Origin of the sequence: Pseudomonas sp. MWU16-30323 (assembly GCF_020515595.1) — a bacterium.
Classification (GTDB): Bacteria; Pseudomonadota; Gammaproteobacteria; order Pseudomonadales; family Pseudomonadaceae; genus Aquipseudomonas; species Aquipseudomonas yamanorum.
This window is the reverse complement of the sequence record NZ_JAIWYM010000019.1, coordinates 76,327-89,815: the sequence shown is the minus strand read 5'-3', so window position 1 is coordinate 89,815 and position 13,489 is coordinate 76,327. Positions and strand designations below refer to the sequence as shown.

Below are 13,489 nucleotides of genomic sequence, written 5' to 3'. Positions count from 1 at the left end.
TGATTTTCGAAGGATGATTGCATCCTTTTATCGAGACGGCTGTAGGTCGGAAACACTCTGCAACTCAGCAGTGGGACTGCATCTAAATAGCTATCACCCGCCGACGTGTTGCTCGTTACCTGCGTGCTCGACTTCCAGCCACCAGGCCTGCCCGCGCTCCGGCTGATTGAGCATGAACGCCTGCCCCATCGCCGGCGTGGTGATCGACACATTACGCTCCCACGCCAGCGCCATGATCCGGTCGAACGGTTCGTGCCACGCATGAAACGCCAGGTCAAAGGTGCCGTTGTGGATCGGCAGCAACCAGCGGCCCTTCAGGTCAATGTGCGCCTGCAGGGTTTCTTCCGGTTGCATGTGAACGTGGGGCCAGTCGACGTTGTAAGCACCGGTTTCCATCAGGGTCAGATCAAACGGACCGTACTGCTCGCCGATGCGCTTGAAGCCTTCGAAATAGCCGGTATCGCCGCTGAAGAAAATCCGCCGCGGGCCGTCGATCATCACCCACGAACACCACAGCGTCTGGTTGCCATCGAACAGGCCACGCCCGGAAAAGTGCTGGGCCGGCGTGGAAACAAAGCGAATCCCGTCCACTTCAGTGCCCTGCCACCAATCCAGTTGCCGCACCTTGCTGGCATCCACGCCCCACTTGACCAACGTATCGCCCACGCCCAGCGGCGCGAGGAAATAGCGGGTCTTGTCCGCCAGTTGCACCACCGCCTTGTGGTCCAGATGGTCGTAGTGGTTGTGGGAAAGAATCACCGCCTCGATCGGCGGCAGGTCTTCAAGGCTGATCGGCGGTTGGTGGAAACGCTTGGGGCCGGCCCAACTGAACGGCGAAGCACGCTCGGCGAACACCGGGTCGGTCAGCCAGAACTTGCCGCGCATTTTCAGCAGGACGGTGGAGTGCCCAAGGCGGAACACGCTGTGGTCGGGGGCGGCGAACAGTTGCTCACGGGTCAGCGGCTGCACCGGGATCTCACCCACCGGCCGCGTGCTGCGGGGCTTCTGGAAAAACATCTTCCACATGATGCCCAAGGTCTTGCCCAAGCCGCCATGCTGGATGGGCTTCTGATTGGTGAAGTGACCTTGCTGTTGTTCGGAAGACTTGGGCGCTGAAGAAGAACTGTCGAGACGGGTTGAGATCGTGGCCATTACCGAGGAACTCCTGCAGACTGCTCTTTAAATTACACTGCACAGTGTAGTTTCTAGATTGCAACAAAACGCGGAGCAAGTAAACTACCGAGTGTAATTTTCCCTTCAGAGCCGAAATCCCCCCATGACTGCACCTCAGCGCCTCACCGACCGTAAACGCGAAGCCATCGTGGCAGCCGCCATCGCCGAGTTTCGTGACAACGGTTTCGAGGTCACCAGCATGGACAAGATCGCCGCCACCGCGGGGGTTTCCAAACGCACGGTGTACAACCATTTTCCCAGCAAGGAAGAACTGTTCGCCGAGATCCTGCATCAACTGTGGGCCAGCAGCGTGGCGCAACTGGACGTCAGCTACGCCAGCGACCGCCCGCTGCGTGAGCAACTGCGCGGGTTGCTGCAGGCCAAGATGGCGATGATGTCGGACGCCAACTTCCTCGACCTGGCCCGCGTGGCAATTGCCGCCACCATCCACTCCCCGGAACGCGCCCAGGACATGGTCAACCGCTTGAGCAAGCGCGAAGAAGGGTTCACCCAATGGGTGCGCGCCGCCCAGGAAGACGGCCGGCTGCGTTGCACCGACCCGTGCTTCGCCGCCCACCAGGTGCAAAGCCTGCTCAAGGCTTTTGCCTTCTGGCCACAGATCACCCTCGGCCAGCCAACCCTGGACGCCGACGCCCAGGCGAACGTCATCGAGTCGGCCATCGACCTGTTCCTGGCGGGCTATGAGGTCGTGCCGCAGCACTGACCTGTTGCAGGAACGACATCCAAGGTCGTTTTTTGTCAGATTCGCCCTGTGCCCTTTGCAAATGGCTTGGAAGGACACTGATTATTCCCACGCGAATAACTGACAATATTCACACGTATTATCCGACCAGTGGTTTTCCCGATCACGTGTGCCGTCGTACCTGCAAAAAAGAATCGACCCAGGAATTTATGGAAAACCAACGAGGCAAAGGGCTGTCATTTGCCAGACGTATCTACAGGCCAAGGATCATCGGCCTGGGCATCGGCTGCATCAGCGTCATCGCTGCGCTTTACCCACTGCACATGCCTGGCTGGGTCTGGGCGTTGCTGCTGTTCAATGGTTTTGGTTGGGCGCACCTGGCGTATCAACTGTCCACTCGCTCCGACTTCCCCTACAAGGCGGAACGACGAAACCTGCTGTACGACTCGTTGCTCGGCGGATTCTGGGCGGCCACCACCCAATTCACGCCCCTCACCGCCGTGACCATCCTGTCGATGATGACCATGAACAACGTCGCCGCCGGCGGCAAACGCCTGTTCCTCCACGGGATAGTCGCGCAGCTGGTGGGCATCGGCGTGTCATGGCTGTTATTCGGCATCACGTTCAACCCCGACGTCAGCCTGGTCCAGGTCTACGCCTGCCTGCCCATGCTGACGCTGTATCCCATGGCGCTGGGCATGGTCTGCTACCGCCTGGCGATCAAGTTGTCGGAACACAAACGTGCCCTGAGCGCCCTGAGCCGCACCGACAGCCTTACCGGCCTGCTCAATCACGGTTCGTGGAAAGACCTGCTGCACCTGAAGTTTCACAAGTGCCAGCAACAACAGGTCCACGCCACTATTGCGCTGATCGACATCGATCATTTCAAGCAAATCAACGACAGCTACGGGCACATCATCGGCGACCAGGTTCTGCGCCAACTGAGCCTGGAGCTGCGCCGCAACCTGCGGGAAAACGACCTGGCCGGGCGTTACGGCGGCGACGAATTCTGTGTGATTCTTCCGGACATGCCCATGGAACAGGCGGCGCAAGTCATGGAACGCATGCGCGAGGTGTTCAGTAATTACCGTAACCCGGAAATCCCGGAGTTGCGGGTCAGCCTGAGCATTGGCCTGGCGTCTTTTCAAAGCACCTTCACCGACGCGGCCATGTGGCTCAACGCAGCGGACCGCGCGCTGTATGCGGCCAAGGACACTGGCCGTAACCGCGTGAATATCAGCGACTATGTGGTCGCTCATAGCGCTTGAATCCCGCGAACTGCACCTCGTCTGAATTAAGCGCAGCTACCACCGACCGATAGCATAATGCCGCCATTGGTCGGTCGCCGTAGAACTTCTTGCCGACCATACGACTCAGAACCCGCTGTTCCACCCTCTGTCAGCACAAGGAAGCTGGCAATGAGCACGTTCGCCGTAGGCTTGAGCCATACGGTGGCAGGCGCCCCCATGGATACCCCTGACGCTTGCTTCCCCCGAGCACACGACCATGCTATTCAACGCCCATAAAAAAACCATCAGTACCTTGCAAGCCACCCTTGCCCAGCAAGCCAGCCTTCTCGACGCCATCGACCGCTCCATGGCGGTGATCGAATTCGACCTGCAAGGCACGGTCCTGCGAGCCAATGAGAACTTTCTCAAGGCCATGGGTTACACCGCCGATCAAGTGGTGGGCCAGTCCCACCGGCTGTTCTGTCCCCCGGCCTTTGCCCGCAGCGCCGAGTACGGCCAATTGTGGACACAACTGCGCAACGGCCAATTCCAGTCCGGCACCTTCGAACGGGTGACCAGCAGCGGCCAGCCGATCTGGCTGGAAGCCAGTTACAACCCGGTGCGCGACGAATCCGGCAACGTGGTGAAAGTGGTGAAGTACGCCATGGACGTCACCTCGAAAATGCAGGCGGAGAGCGAAGCCAACGCCAAGTTGCAGGCCATCGACCGCGCCATGGCGGTGATCGAGTTCAACCTCGACGGCACCATCATCAGCGCCAACCAGAATTTCCTGCAGCGCATGGGCTACAGCCTGGCGCAGGTCCAGGGCAAGCATCACCGCATGTTCTGCACACCGGAGCTGGCCAACAGCAGCGCCTACAGCGATTTCTGGCAACGGCTGAACCAGGGCGATCTGTTCAACGGCCAGTTCGAACGCATCGACAAAAACGGCCATGTGGTGTGGCTGGAAGCCAACTACAACCCGGTGTACGACGCCAGCGGGCGCCTGTGCAAGGTGGTGAAGTACGCTTCCGACGTCACGGCCATGGTGGAAAAACACGCCGCCGACGCCCAAAGCGCGACCCAGGCTTATCACATCTCGCTGCAAACCCGGGACTTCGCCGAAAAAGGCGCCGAGGTGATCCAGCAGACCGCCACGGGCATGCGCGAGATTGCCGCCAACATCGACGGTTCTTCCGCGCTGATCGCCAAGCTGGGCGAGCGTTCGCAGCAAATCACCGCCATCGTCAACACCATTCGCGGGATCGCCGACCAGACCAACTTGCTGGCCTTGAACGCCGCCATCGAAGCCGCCCGCGCCGGCGAGCAAGGGCGCGGCTTTGCAGTGGTAGCCGATGAAGTGCGGCAGTTGGCGGCGCGCACCAGCGGCTCAACGGCGGAGATTTCGTCGATGATCGAGATGATCCAGAGCGAAACCCGCCAGGCCATCGACAGCATGGACGGCACCCGCGACCGCGCCGCCCAGGGCGTGGACCTGGCCAACCAGGCCGGCACCGTGATCCTGCAAATTCGCGAAGGCGCCAGCGAGGCGGTGCAGGCGGTGAGCGCGTTTGCCAATGAACGGGGCAACAGGTAAGCGACAGGCTTCTTCATGTGCCTGGTGGAGGGCTCGGTCTATAGTGGTGGCTTGTCTTACACCACGGATTCGAGCCCGCCATGACCCCGGACAAACCTGACGCCAAAGTTGACCACCTGCGTTTTCATCGTAAACACGCCCATCTCGAACCGACCTTCGGTAATGACACCTTTGCGCTGAAAGCCGAAGCCTTCGCGCGCTTCTTTGGCACCCCGACATTCCTGGGGGCGCAAACGGCAATCGTGATTCTGTGGGTCGTGCTCAACGTGACCGGCATCACACACTTTGACGTGTATCCGTTCATTCTCTTGAACCTGGCGTTCAGCCTGCAATCGGCCTATGCCGCGCCGCTGATCCTGCTGGCCCAGACCCGCCAGGCCGCACGGGACAAGGCCCAATCCGACGCCGACGCCCAGCACCGCGAAGCCCTGGCCGTGGCCAACACCGAACGCCAGGCCCAGGCAGCGCAAACCACCAAGCAATTGCTGGAACTGCTGGAGCAGAACACCAAACTCACCGAGATGACCAAGCAACTGACCGAACGCATCGAAGGGTTGACCACCGAGATGCACGAGCACTTCGTGCGCAAAACCTGACCCTGCCAGCTCCCACAGTCAGTGATCCGGCAAGCGCACATGCTGGCCCAACTGATCGAATAACGTGACCACCGAGCGCAGCGCCCGGCAATCGGGGCGTGTCAGCAGCCACAGGGCCGTGTCATGCCCTGTCAGCGGCGGGCTCAACGGTTGCAGGCCTGCGCCCAGCAAGTAATCCGGTAATGCCGCCACACCGAGTCCCGCGCGCACCAGTTCGGTCACCGAGACCATGCTGTTGCAGCGATAGGCCGGCATCACCCCGGGCAAGTACTGGCGCCGCCAGGTGACGGTGGGATGGTCCGGCAGAAAGTCATCCGGCGCGATCCAGCTCAGGGCGGCCAGCTCCTTGCCTGCATGCTGGCGGGCATAGTCGGCACTGGCACACACCCGATACGACACCGTGCCCAGGCAACGTCCTACCAGATGCTCGGGCGGAGTCTTGGTCAGGCGCAGGGCGATATCCGCATCGCGGCGGCTGAGATTGGCAAAGTCATTGGAGGTGCTCAGCTCCAGGGTCAGCGCCGGGTAGCCAGGCATAAACTGCGCCAGGGCCGGCAACAACAGTGACTGCAACACCGAATCCGTACAGGTCAGGCGTACCGTGCCGCTGATGACTTCACCGCCCTGCTCCACCCCCACACGCGCCGCCTCCAGCGCTTGTTCGGCACGTTCGGCCTGCTCGGCGAGCGTGGTGGCCAAGGTGGTGGGCAGGTAGCCGGCGCGGCTTTTTTCGAACAGCGGCTGGCCCAGCGCCGCCTCCAGCCGCCGCACCGCGCGAAAAACCGTAGACACATCCACCCGCAGCAACGCCGCCGCCCGTGCGAGCGTGCCACCCCGCACCAGGGCGAGAATCAGGGAAAGGTCGGGGTAGTCGACCTGATAGTGCGCGGCTGCATTGAACATGTGGGCTAACGCCAATATTGATTGCGTGAACGCCAATCTATAGTGAGCGCCAGGACTCAACAAGCCACGGATACCCTTGATGAATAAAACCACCCTGCACCTGGCCCTGATCGGCGACTACGATCCACACGTCACCGCCCACCAGGCCATTCCCTTGGCGTTGCAACAGGCCGGCGCGGCGTTGGGCCTGACGGTGCGGTTCGACTGGCTGGCCACCGACACGATCAAATCCACCGAACACTTGCAGCACTACGATGGCTTCTGGTGCGTTCCCGCCAGCCCTTACCGTGACCTCGACGGCGCCCTGCTGGCCATCCGTTATGCCCGCGAACAGCGGCGCCCGTTCCTCGGCACCTGCGGCGGTTTTCAACACGCGGTGCTGGAATATGCCCGCAACGTGCTGGGCTGGGCCGACGCCGAACACGGCGAACTGGCCCCCGATTCGCCCCGTGCAGTGCTCACGCCCCTGACCTGTGCGCTGGTGGAAGCGACTGACACCCTCCGCTTGATGGCCTTTACCCGCATCGCCGAGGCCTACGCCACCCTGGATATCCATGAAGGCTACCGTTGCCGCTATGGCATCAATCCAGACTTCGAAAGCGCATTGCTGGAAGCCGACCTGATTGCCAGCGGCCATGACTCGGCGGGCGACCTGCGGGCGGTGGAGCTGCTGGACCATCCGTTTTTTGTCGCCACTCTGTTCCAGCCGGAACGTGCGGCGCTTAAAGGCGTCACGCCACCGTTGGCTATTGCGCTGCTGAAGGCCTGCGCATGATCGCCAACACGCCCAAACCGCCGTACTACGCCGTGGTGTTCAGTTCATTGCGCACTGAAGGTGACAACGGTTACGGACAAGCCGCCGACCGCATGCTGGAACTGGCCCGGCAACAACCTGGTTTTCTTGGCGTGGAATCGGCGCGCGGGGAAGATGGCCTGGGCATCACGGTGTCCTACTGGAGCAGCGAAGCCGCGATCCTGGCCTGGAAGCAGCACGCCGAGCACACCGAGGTGCGCGAACAGGGGCGCTCCACCTGGTACTCGGCGTGCCATACACGGGTGTGCAAGGTGGAGCGGTCTTACGCGTTCGAGCGCTGAAACATCAGCCTGTGTAAAACACTTGATGTGCACAAGGGAGGCTCTGTGGTGAGGGAGCTCGCTGTAGTGAGGGAGCTTCTGTGGTGAGGGAGCTTGCTGTGGCGAGGGAGCTTGCTGTGGCGAGGGAGCTTGCTCCCGCTGGAGTGCGCAGCGCTCCCAAGATTTTGGGGCCGCTACGCAGCCCAGCGGGAGCAAGCTCCCTCGCCACAAAAAGCGCTCCAGCCGCAGGGCTATGCGGCACTCAACTGACCAGACTGCGCACCGCACTGATCTGCGGAATCTCCGCCCGACGCATGTACACCCGCAGCGGTTCCGTGATGTTGATGCGATCGTCGATGTTCTGGTCCAGCAGCAATTGGATCCGCTCGCGGGACAGGGTCATGGCCTGCCCGTCAACCGGCTGCCAGACAAACTCGGCGGTCGGGATGATGCCGTCGTCGGCCACGTCCATGCCGAAGGCGTCTTCGCTGAAACGGACGATGTACTGGTGGGTCTTGCGGTTCAGGCCGACAAAACCGTGGAGTTGGTCGGCGGCCTGGCAGATAAGCTCGGAGGTGATGCGCATGGTAAACCTCACTGAAAAGTCCTGTTTGGACTGGAAAGATGGTTTACACGCATGGCAGAAAGTCTGCCCTCTGATGGGGCATCTGAGGGCAAGAGTACTGCATGGCACCGCACAAAAGTGCAGAAAAATGGCCCGTTAACACGTTAATGTCGGTTTGGTGATAGCGCCATTCGCAAGCAATTGTTAAAAAGGAGCCCTTCTCAAAGTTACCTCCACGAAAGGACTTCGCTTATGCCTGTCACGTTTACCAAGAGTGCCCTGCTGCTGGCCCTGATGCTGGGCCTTGGCCACGCACAGGCGGCAAGCCCGATCAGCCCTACCGAACTCGCGGCCAACGAAGGCATTCCAAACCCTGCCGTCATTGCCCACCGTGGCGCGTCCTACGACGCACCGGAATCCACCGCCGCCGCCTACAAAGTCGCGCGCGACCTGGGGGCCGACTACCTGGAAATGGACCTGCAACGCAGCAAGGACGGCGTGCTGTTTGCCCTGCATGACAACAACCTGCAACGCACCACCGACGTCGCCACCAAGTTCCCCGAGCGCAAGGACAGCCCGGCCAACGAATTCACCTGGGCCGAGCTTAAAACCCTGGACGCCGGCAGCTGGTTCAACGCCGCCTACCCGGATCGCGCACGCCCTGGCTTCGTCGGCTTGAAAATCCTCAGCCTGGACGAAATCATCAAGATTGCCGAAGGCAACCCGCAGCACAAACCCGGCCTGTACATCGAAACCAAAGAGCCGAAGCAATTCCCGGGTATCGAAGCCGACCTGAAGAACAAGCTGTTGGACAAAGGCTGGTTGAGCTCCACGGGCTCCAACCAGGCCCAGAAAAACATCGGCGTCGGCCAGGGCAAGGGCCGCGTCGTGCTGCAAACCTTTGAAAAGGACAGCCTGAAAGAACTGCAAAAAGAGATGCCCAACACCCCGAAAATCCTGCTGTTGTGGGTCGGTGAAGGCAGCATCGAGCCAAAATCCAAGGTGACCTTCGCGGAGTCCGGCGAGCCGAGCAAAGCCGCCTACTACGCCAAGCAGGAGCCGAAGGACGCCGCCGAGTTCGAAAAATGGGTCGACGAGGCCAAGAGCCTGGGCGCCATCGGTACCGGCCCTTCGGCACAGCTGACCAACCTGGGCGACCAGAGCTACTCCGACCTGGTCAAACCCGAGATGAACCAGTTGACCCACGACAAAGGCATGCTGGTGCACGTGTACACCGTGGATGAGCCGGTGGACTTCGACAAGGTGATGAAAGCCGGCGTCGACGGCATCTTCACCAACCGCGCCGCCGAACTGCTGAAGTACTACAAACGCTGGCCGTCCTCGAGTGTGGCCGACCTGCTGCAGGACAACGGTTACTGAGTGAGCCCCGAATGGTCAGGCTGCCTGTGGCTGGGGCCTGACTACGGGCTGATCCTGGGCATACCGGGGCGCACCGCGCCCCATGCACACTATGCCCACCAGCTGATGTTCTCCCCGGGCGGGCCGATCACGGCCAGCCTCGATGGCCGTGTCAGCACGGCCCATCGCCTGTTTATCCCTTCCAGAATGCCCCATGCCCTCCTCCACACCCAGGGTGAGGTGTTGATGGTGTATGCCGAACCCGGCGCATTTGACCTCGACTCTTTGCAGGCCGCCCTGGCCGACAGTGAACTGTCCCTGAAAGCACTCGAGCGCACGCTGCGCCAATTGCCGAGACGCGCACTGGATGACGCCCGCGTGGAGCGCGCGCTGTTGGCGCTGGATCAGCAACTGAGTGGCAAGGTCTCCGCTCACGCCCTGGCTCAGGCGGCGCATGTGTCGTTGGCGGCAGCACCTTGACCGAGGCCGGCCGGGGCGTCGTTGCGCAACCTGCGTGTACGAATCCTGGACTAGACCGACGGGCACCGGCGGCTCCTTACACCATCAACGGCCAGCAGCGCGGTCAATACCGGCAAGCTCAACAAGCCCGCGATATTGAGACCTTCGTTGACCACCCCATGAATCAGGTCGCGACGACGGTCTCCCTGGTTGCGATTCCACTGCGGCTCATAGGGCAACCACCACTCTCCAATAAACGACACCACCACCGCGCAGACAACTACCAGCCCCAGCCACTGCGGCTCATCCACCTGCACCAGCCAGAGCGCCCACCCGATAAATCCCGCCCAGAACAAGGGCGCGTACACCCAGGCCAATAACTGTTTCATCTGTGCCTCCCATGATTGAGACGCCAGCATGAAACCCCGCACTCGCCGCCGATTGAACAAACGGCGCAATGTTAAGGGTGAGTTAAGTTGCGCTGGTTAACCTGATCCCACTTAAACAGCTCACCCCAAAGGATCACACCATGAAAAACTTGACTGCTCTGTTCGCCGCTGCCGCCTTGACCCTTACCGCTGGCTTGGCCCAGGCCGATGTTCGCCCGGACCACATTCCGAGCCTGCTCAAGTCCGGCGCCATCATGGATTTTGAAAAGCTCAACGCCAAGGCAGTGGCCCAGCACAAAGGCGCGACCATCGTTGACACTGAACTGGAAGACAAAGCCGGCCGCCTGGTCTACGAGACCGAACTGCGTGACACCAGCAACGTGAAGTGGGACGTGAAGCTGGATGCGAAGACCGGCGAAGTCCTGGAAAACAAGCAAGACACCTGAGTTGAACCGCAAAAACGCCGCGCCGCCTTCGGGCCGCGCGGCTTTTTTATGCGCGCTCGTCGCCCGGAAGAGCAAATAGTCTAATTACTGTTAACGAATTTATACCTTACGCCGCCAAGCTCGCTAGAATCCCCATCATCAGCCAAGGCACAACGCCAGCAGCATCAGGACCGAGACCGTTCGCATGGGGCAAAAAGCCGTCGATATTGCCACCATTGGCCGAATCAGCGCCGTCCCGGCGATTCTCCAGGTGATCAGCGAAATGACCGGCTTGCGTTTTGCGGCCGTGGCACGGGTCACCGATGATTCATGGACCGCCTGCGCCGTGCGCGACCAGTTGGACTTCGGCCTGCCCGTGGGTGGCGAGCTGGACCTGACCACCACCCTGTGCCACGAAATCCGCGGCTCCCATGTCTCGATCGTGATCGATAAAGCCAGCGAAGACCCGCTGTACCGCGACCACCACACGCCGCGCATCTACCACTTTGAAAGCTACATCTCGGTGCCGGTGTTCCGCACCGACGGGCGTTTCTTCGGCACCATCTGTGCCCTGGACCCGAATCCGGCGCAACTGCGCAGCAGCACCATCCAGTCGACCATGGAGTCGTTTGCCCGGGTGCTGTCGCTGCAGATTGAAGCCGAAGAAAGCCTCCAGCAGACCGAGGCCGACTTGCAGCAGGAGCGCGAAACCGCCGAACTGCGCGAACAATTCATCGCCGTGCTCGGCCACGACCTGCGCAACCCGCTGTTTGCCATCAACGTCGGCGCCGAACGCCTGCTGCGCAAGCACCCCGACCCGGCCACCGACACGCTGGTACGGCACATGCTGGCCAGCGGCCGCCGGGCCTCGCAACTGGTGGAGGACGTACTGGACTTTGCCCGCGGCCGAATGGGCAGCGGCATCCCGGTGAACATCGGCGAGTGCCCGGGGCTGGAAGACACCTTGCAGCACGTGGTGGACGAGGTGAAGCACGTGCACCCCAAGCGGCTGATCCACGCCCGCATCGGCAATCTCAACGGTGTGAAAGGCGACCGCGAGCGACTGGCGCAATTGCTCTCCAACCTGGTGGCCAACGCCATCAGCCACGGCAGTCCCGAAGGGCCGGTTGAAGTCAATGCGCAGGCCAACGCCGGCACCTTCGAGCTGACGGTGAAAAACCGTGGGCTGATCAGTGAACAAGCCATGCCGCTGCTGTTCCAGCCCTACTCCCGACCGACGGGCGCCCTGCCCCAGGCCGGCCTGGGCCTGGGTTTGTACATCGTCAAACAGATTGCCGACGCCCATGGCGGGCGGCTGGAAGTGTCTTCCAGCGAGCAGGACGGCACGGTGTTCAGCTTCAGTTTGCCGACGGCCTGATCACGCGCTCAGTCGCGCTGTCACCTCGTTCAACTCCACCGACAAACTGCGCAGGTTCTGACTGGCTGCGTCGGTACGTTGCACGTTATCCAGATTGGTCGTGGCGACGGTGGTAATTTGCGTGATATTTCGCGAGATGTCCTCTGCCACCGAGGTTTGCTCCTCCGCCGCCGTGGCAATCTGACGGTTCATGTCGCGGATGGCTTCCACCGCCTGGGTGATTTGGTTGAGCATCGCGCCCGCCTGGGACACTTTTTCCACACTCTCATCACTGCACGCCTGGCCACTGACAATAGCCTCCGCCGCATCCACCGCGCCCGTTTGCACCGCCCCGATAATCTGATTGATCTCGATGATCGACGCCGCCGTGCGCTGCGCCAGGCTGCGCACTTCGTCGGCGACCACGGCAAACCCGCGGCCCGCTTCCCCGGCACGCGCCGCCTCGATGGCGGCGTTGAGGGCCAGCAGGTTGGTTTGCTCCGCAATGCCACGGATCACTTCCAGCACCTTGCCGATGCGCACACTGTCGGTTTCCAGGCGCCGAATGATCGTGCCGGTGTTAAGGATCTCGTCGCGCATCCGGCCGATAGTGGCGATGGTCACCTTCATCACCTCGCCCCCCTCACGGGCCGAATGATCGGCTTCATCGGCTGCTCGGGAAGCACTCGCGGCGTGGCGCGCGACTTCCTGGGCGGTGGCCGACATTTCGGTCATGGCCGTGGCCACCTGATCGGTGCGGTCAAACTGCTCTGCGGTGCCCTTGGCCATCAACCCGGCAATCGCCCCCAGCTCGCCGCTGGCGCCCACCAGGTCAGTGGCACTGCGCTGCAAACGGCTGAAGGTTTCCGCGAGGAAGTCCCGCAACGTATTGGCGGCTGCGGCCAGGCGCCCCAGTTCATCTTCACGTTGGCTGGCCACTCGATTGGCAAAGCGCCCCTGGCTCAGTTGCGCGACGTACTCGATCAGCTCGCGGATCGGTGCAATCAGGTTGCGACTGATCAGCCACAGGCTCAGCAGGCCAATCAACACACCCGACAGCAACATCACCGCCACCCCCAACATGACCGTGCGATCGGCCTGGGTGCTGATCAGCAACGATTGCTGCGTGCCTTGGGCGTGCAACTCGCTGACCAATGCACTCATCTGCTCGCTGACGGCGCGGTCCACGCCCTTGACCGCGTTGTCGCCCGCCGCCGGATCCGCACCCGCCGCCAGGTAGGCATCGCGCCCTTTCTGATAGGCCACGCCCAACACCTGATGCTCCTGACGCAAGGCCTCAAGGCGTCGGCTCAAGGCCTGATCACTCTGGGTCTGGCTCACCAGCTGGCCGAGAATGCCTTGCACATCCCGTTGCCGATCCTGGAACTGCCCCCAGTACTTCTCCATGTCCTGGGGTTGTTTGCCACGTAACAAGACGTTCTTCCACTCCTGCACTTGCACCTTGAATTGCAGGTTCGCTTCATCGATCAATTGTGAAGTCTGCAACGGCCCTTCCAGCAAGCTGCGGTAACTCTGCACGCCACTGGAAAGAAAATGAAAACACGCCAGGGCGATCAACAGCATCGCCAGCAGGCTGCCACCGAGCAGCGACAAGATCTGTGCTCTCAAGGACTTTCGCAAAAGATTCATCGGGGAAAAT

At 61.5% G+C, this 13,489-nt stretch carries 15 protein-coding genes; 10 read left to right on the top strand and 5 right to left on the bottom strand.

Annotated features, from left to right (window positions below; translation table 11 throughout):
* Positions 1-93 precede the first annotated feature (93 nt).
* Positions 94-1,152 (bottom strand): MBL fold metallo-hydrolase, encoded by a 1,059-nt coding sequence (locus tag LIY45_RS20800; RefSeq protein ID WP_226477441.1) that lies wholly within the window; start codon positions 1,150-1,152, stop codon positions 94-96.
* A 124-nt stretch (positions 1,153-1,276) separates the two neighbouring features.
* Here LIY45_RS20800 and LIY45_RS20795 point away from each other — a divergent pair, with 124 nt between their 5' ends.
* The 4 genes from LIY45_RS20795 to LIY45_RS20780 all read left to right on the top strand — a co-directional run bounded on the left by LIY45_RS20795 (position 1,277) and on the right by LIY45_RS20780 (position 5,298).
* A complete protein-coding gene (locus tag LIY45_RS20795) occupies positions 1,277-1,897 on the top strand; it encodes a TetR/AcrR family transcriptional regulator (RefSeq protein ID WP_017475919.1) in 621 nt (206 codons plus the stop codon).
* A gap of 188 nt (positions 1,898-2,085) precedes the next feature.
* Positions 2,086-3,144, top strand: coding sequence for a diguanylate cyclase (locus LIY45_RS20790; protein ID WP_017475920.1), 1,059 nt, complete (start codon positions 2,086-2,088; stop codon positions 3,142-3,144).
* A 238-nt stretch (positions 3,145-3,382) separates the two neighbouring features.
* Positions 3,383-4,702: a PAS domain-containing methyl-accepting chemotaxis protein gene (locus LIY45_RS20785; protein ID WP_226477440.1), complete on the top strand. Its 1,320-nt coding sequence runs from the start codon at positions 3,383-3,385 to the stop codon at positions 4,700-4,702.
* Between the two features lie 80 nt (positions 4,703-4,782).
* Positions 4,783-5,298 (top strand): DUF1003 domain-containing protein, encoded by a 516-nt coding sequence (locus LIY45_RS20780; RefSeq protein WP_017475922.1) that lies wholly within the window; start codon positions 4,783-4,785, stop codon positions 5,296-5,298.
* Between the two features lie 18 nt (positions 5,299-5,316).
* Here LIY45_RS20780 and LIY45_RS20775 read toward each other — a convergent pair whose 3' ends face one another.
* Positions 5,317-6,201, bottom strand: a complete 885-nt coding sequence (locus LIY45_RS20775; protein ID WP_226477439.1) for a LysR family transcriptional regulator — start codon at positions 6,199-6,201, stop codon at positions 5,317-5,319.
* 79 nt (positions 6,202-6,280) lie between these two features.
* On the opposite strand from LIY45_RS20775, the gene LIY45_RS20770 reads away from it, so the two are divergent.
* Both LIY45_RS20770 and LIY45_RS20765 read left to right on the top strand, forming a co-directional pair.
* A complete protein-coding gene (locus LIY45_RS20770; protein ID WP_226477438.1) occupies positions 6,281-6,976 on the top strand; it encodes a CTP synthase in 696 nt (231 codons plus the stop codon).
* On the top strand, positions 6,973-7,296 hold the full coding sequence (locus tag LIY45_RS20765) for an antibiotic biosynthesis monooxygenase (protein ID WP_017475925.1): 324 nt from the start codon (positions 6,973-6,975) through the stop codon (positions 7,294-7,296). The genes LIY45_RS20770 and LIY45_RS20765 overlap by 4 nt, the downstream gene beginning before the upstream one ends.
* 241 nt (positions 7,297-7,537) lie before the next feature.
* Here the strand turns inward: LIY45_RS20765 and LIY45_RS20760 are convergent, their stop codons facing one another.
* Entirely contained in the window at positions 7,538-7,861 is a 324-nt protein-coding gene (locus tag LIY45_RS20760) for a DUF2025 family protein (RefSeq protein ID WP_226477437.1), read from the bottom strand.
* A 231-nt stretch (positions 7,862-8,092) separates the two neighbouring features.
* Here LIY45_RS20760 and LIY45_RS20755 point away from each other — a divergent pair, with 231 nt between their 5' ends.
* Positions 8,093-9,220: a glycerophosphodiester phosphodiesterase gene (locus LIY45_RS20755; RefSeq protein WP_226477436.1), complete on the top strand. Its 1,128-nt coding sequence runs from the start codon at positions 8,093-8,095 to the stop codon at positions 9,218-9,220.
* On the top strand, positions 9,221-9,679 hold the full coding sequence (locus tag LIY45_RS20750; RefSeq protein WP_226477435.1) for a hypothetical protein: 459 nt from the start codon (positions 9,221-9,223) through the stop codon (positions 9,677-9,679). It abuts the gene before it with no gap.
* A 50-nt stretch (positions 9,680-9,729) separates the two neighbouring features.
* Here LIY45_RS20750 and LIY45_RS20745 read toward each other — a convergent pair whose 3' ends face one another.
* Positions 9,730-10,047 (bottom strand): hypothetical protein, encoded by a 318-nt coding sequence (locus LIY45_RS20745; RefSeq protein WP_226477434.1) that lies wholly within the window; start codon positions 10,045-10,047, stop codon positions 9,730-9,732.
* Positions 10,048-10,187: 140 nt separating this feature from the next.
* Between LIY45_RS20745 and LIY45_RS20740 the strand changes: the two genes are divergently transcribed.
* Entirely contained in the window at positions 10,188-10,493 is a 306-nt protein-coding gene (locus LIY45_RS20740) for a PepSY domain-containing protein (protein ID WP_017475930.1), read from the top strand.
* 184 nt (positions 10,494-10,677) lie between these two features.
* Entirely contained in the window at positions 10,678-11,850 is a 1,173-nt protein-coding gene (locus LIY45_RS20735; RefSeq protein ID WP_226477433.1) for a GAF domain-containing sensor histidine kinase, read from the top strand.
* On the opposite strand, the gene LIY45_RS20730 is transcribed toward LIY45_RS20735, so the two are convergent.
* On the bottom strand, positions 11,851-13,479 hold the full coding sequence (locus LIY45_RS20730; protein WP_226477432.1) for a methyl-accepting chemotaxis protein: 1,629 nt from the start codon (positions 13,477-13,479) through the stop codon (positions 11,851-11,853). It abuts the gene before it with no gap.
* Between the last annotated feature and the right edge of the window lie 10 nt (positions 13,480-13,489).

Bases quoted from the DNA above. Each gene is read 5' to 3' on its own strand.
- LIY45_RS20730 (WP_226477432.1), bottom strand. From the start codon at position 13,479: ATGAATCTTTTGCGAAAGTCCTTGAGAGCACAGATCTTGTCGCTGCTC.
- LIY45_RS20785 (WP_226477440.1), top strand. From the start codon at position 3,383: ATGCTATTCAACGCCCATAAAAAAACCATCAGTACCTTGCAAGCCACC.
- LIY45_RS20790 (WP_017475920.1), top strand. From the start codon at position 2,086: ATGGAAAACCAACGAGGCAAAGGGCTGTCATTTGCCAGACGTATCTAC.
- LIY45_RS20760 (WP_226477437.1), bottom strand. From the start codon at position 7,861: ATGCGCATCACCTCCGAGCTTATCTGCCAGGCCGCCGACCAACTCCAC.
- LIY45_RS20735 (WP_226477433.1), top strand. From the start codon at position 10,678: ATGGGGCAAAAAGCCGTCGATATTGCCACCATTGGCCGAATCAGCGCC.
- LIY45_RS20775 (WP_226477439.1), bottom strand. From the start codon at position 6,201: ATGTTCAATGCAGCCGCGCACTATCAGGTCGACTACCCCGACCTTTCC.
- LIY45_RS20770 (WP_226477438.1), top strand. From the start codon at position 6,281: ATGAATAAAACCACCCTGCACCTGGCCCTGATCGGCGACTACGATCCA.
- LIY45_RS20755 (WP_226477436.1), top strand. From the start codon at position 8,093: ATGCCTGTCACGTTTACCAAGAGTGCCCTGCTGCTGGCCCTGATGCTG.
- LIY45_RS20765 (WP_017475925.1), top strand. From the start codon at position 6,973: ATGATCGCCAACACGCCCAAACCGCCGTACTACGCCGTGGTGTTCAGT.
- LIY45_RS20780 (WP_017475922.1), top strand. From the start codon at position 4,783: ATGACCCCGGACAAACCTGACGCCAAAGTTGACCACCTGCGTTTTCAT.
- LIY45_RS20745 (WP_226477434.1), bottom strand. From the start codon at position 10,047: ATGAAACAGTTATTGGCCTGGGTGTACGCGCCCTTGTTCTGGGCGGGA.
- LIY45_RS20740 (WP_017475930.1), top strand. From the start codon at position 10,188: ATGAAAAACTTGACTGCTCTGTTCGCCGCTGCCGCCTTGACCCTTACC.
- LIY45_RS20795 (WP_017475919.1), top strand. From the start codon at position 1,277: ATGACTGCACCTCAGCGCCTCACCGACCGTAAACGCGAAGCCATCGTG.
- LIY45_RS20800 (WP_226477441.1), bottom strand. From the start codon at position 1,152: ATGGCCACGATCTCAACCCGTCTCGACAGTTCTTCTTCAGCGCCCAAG.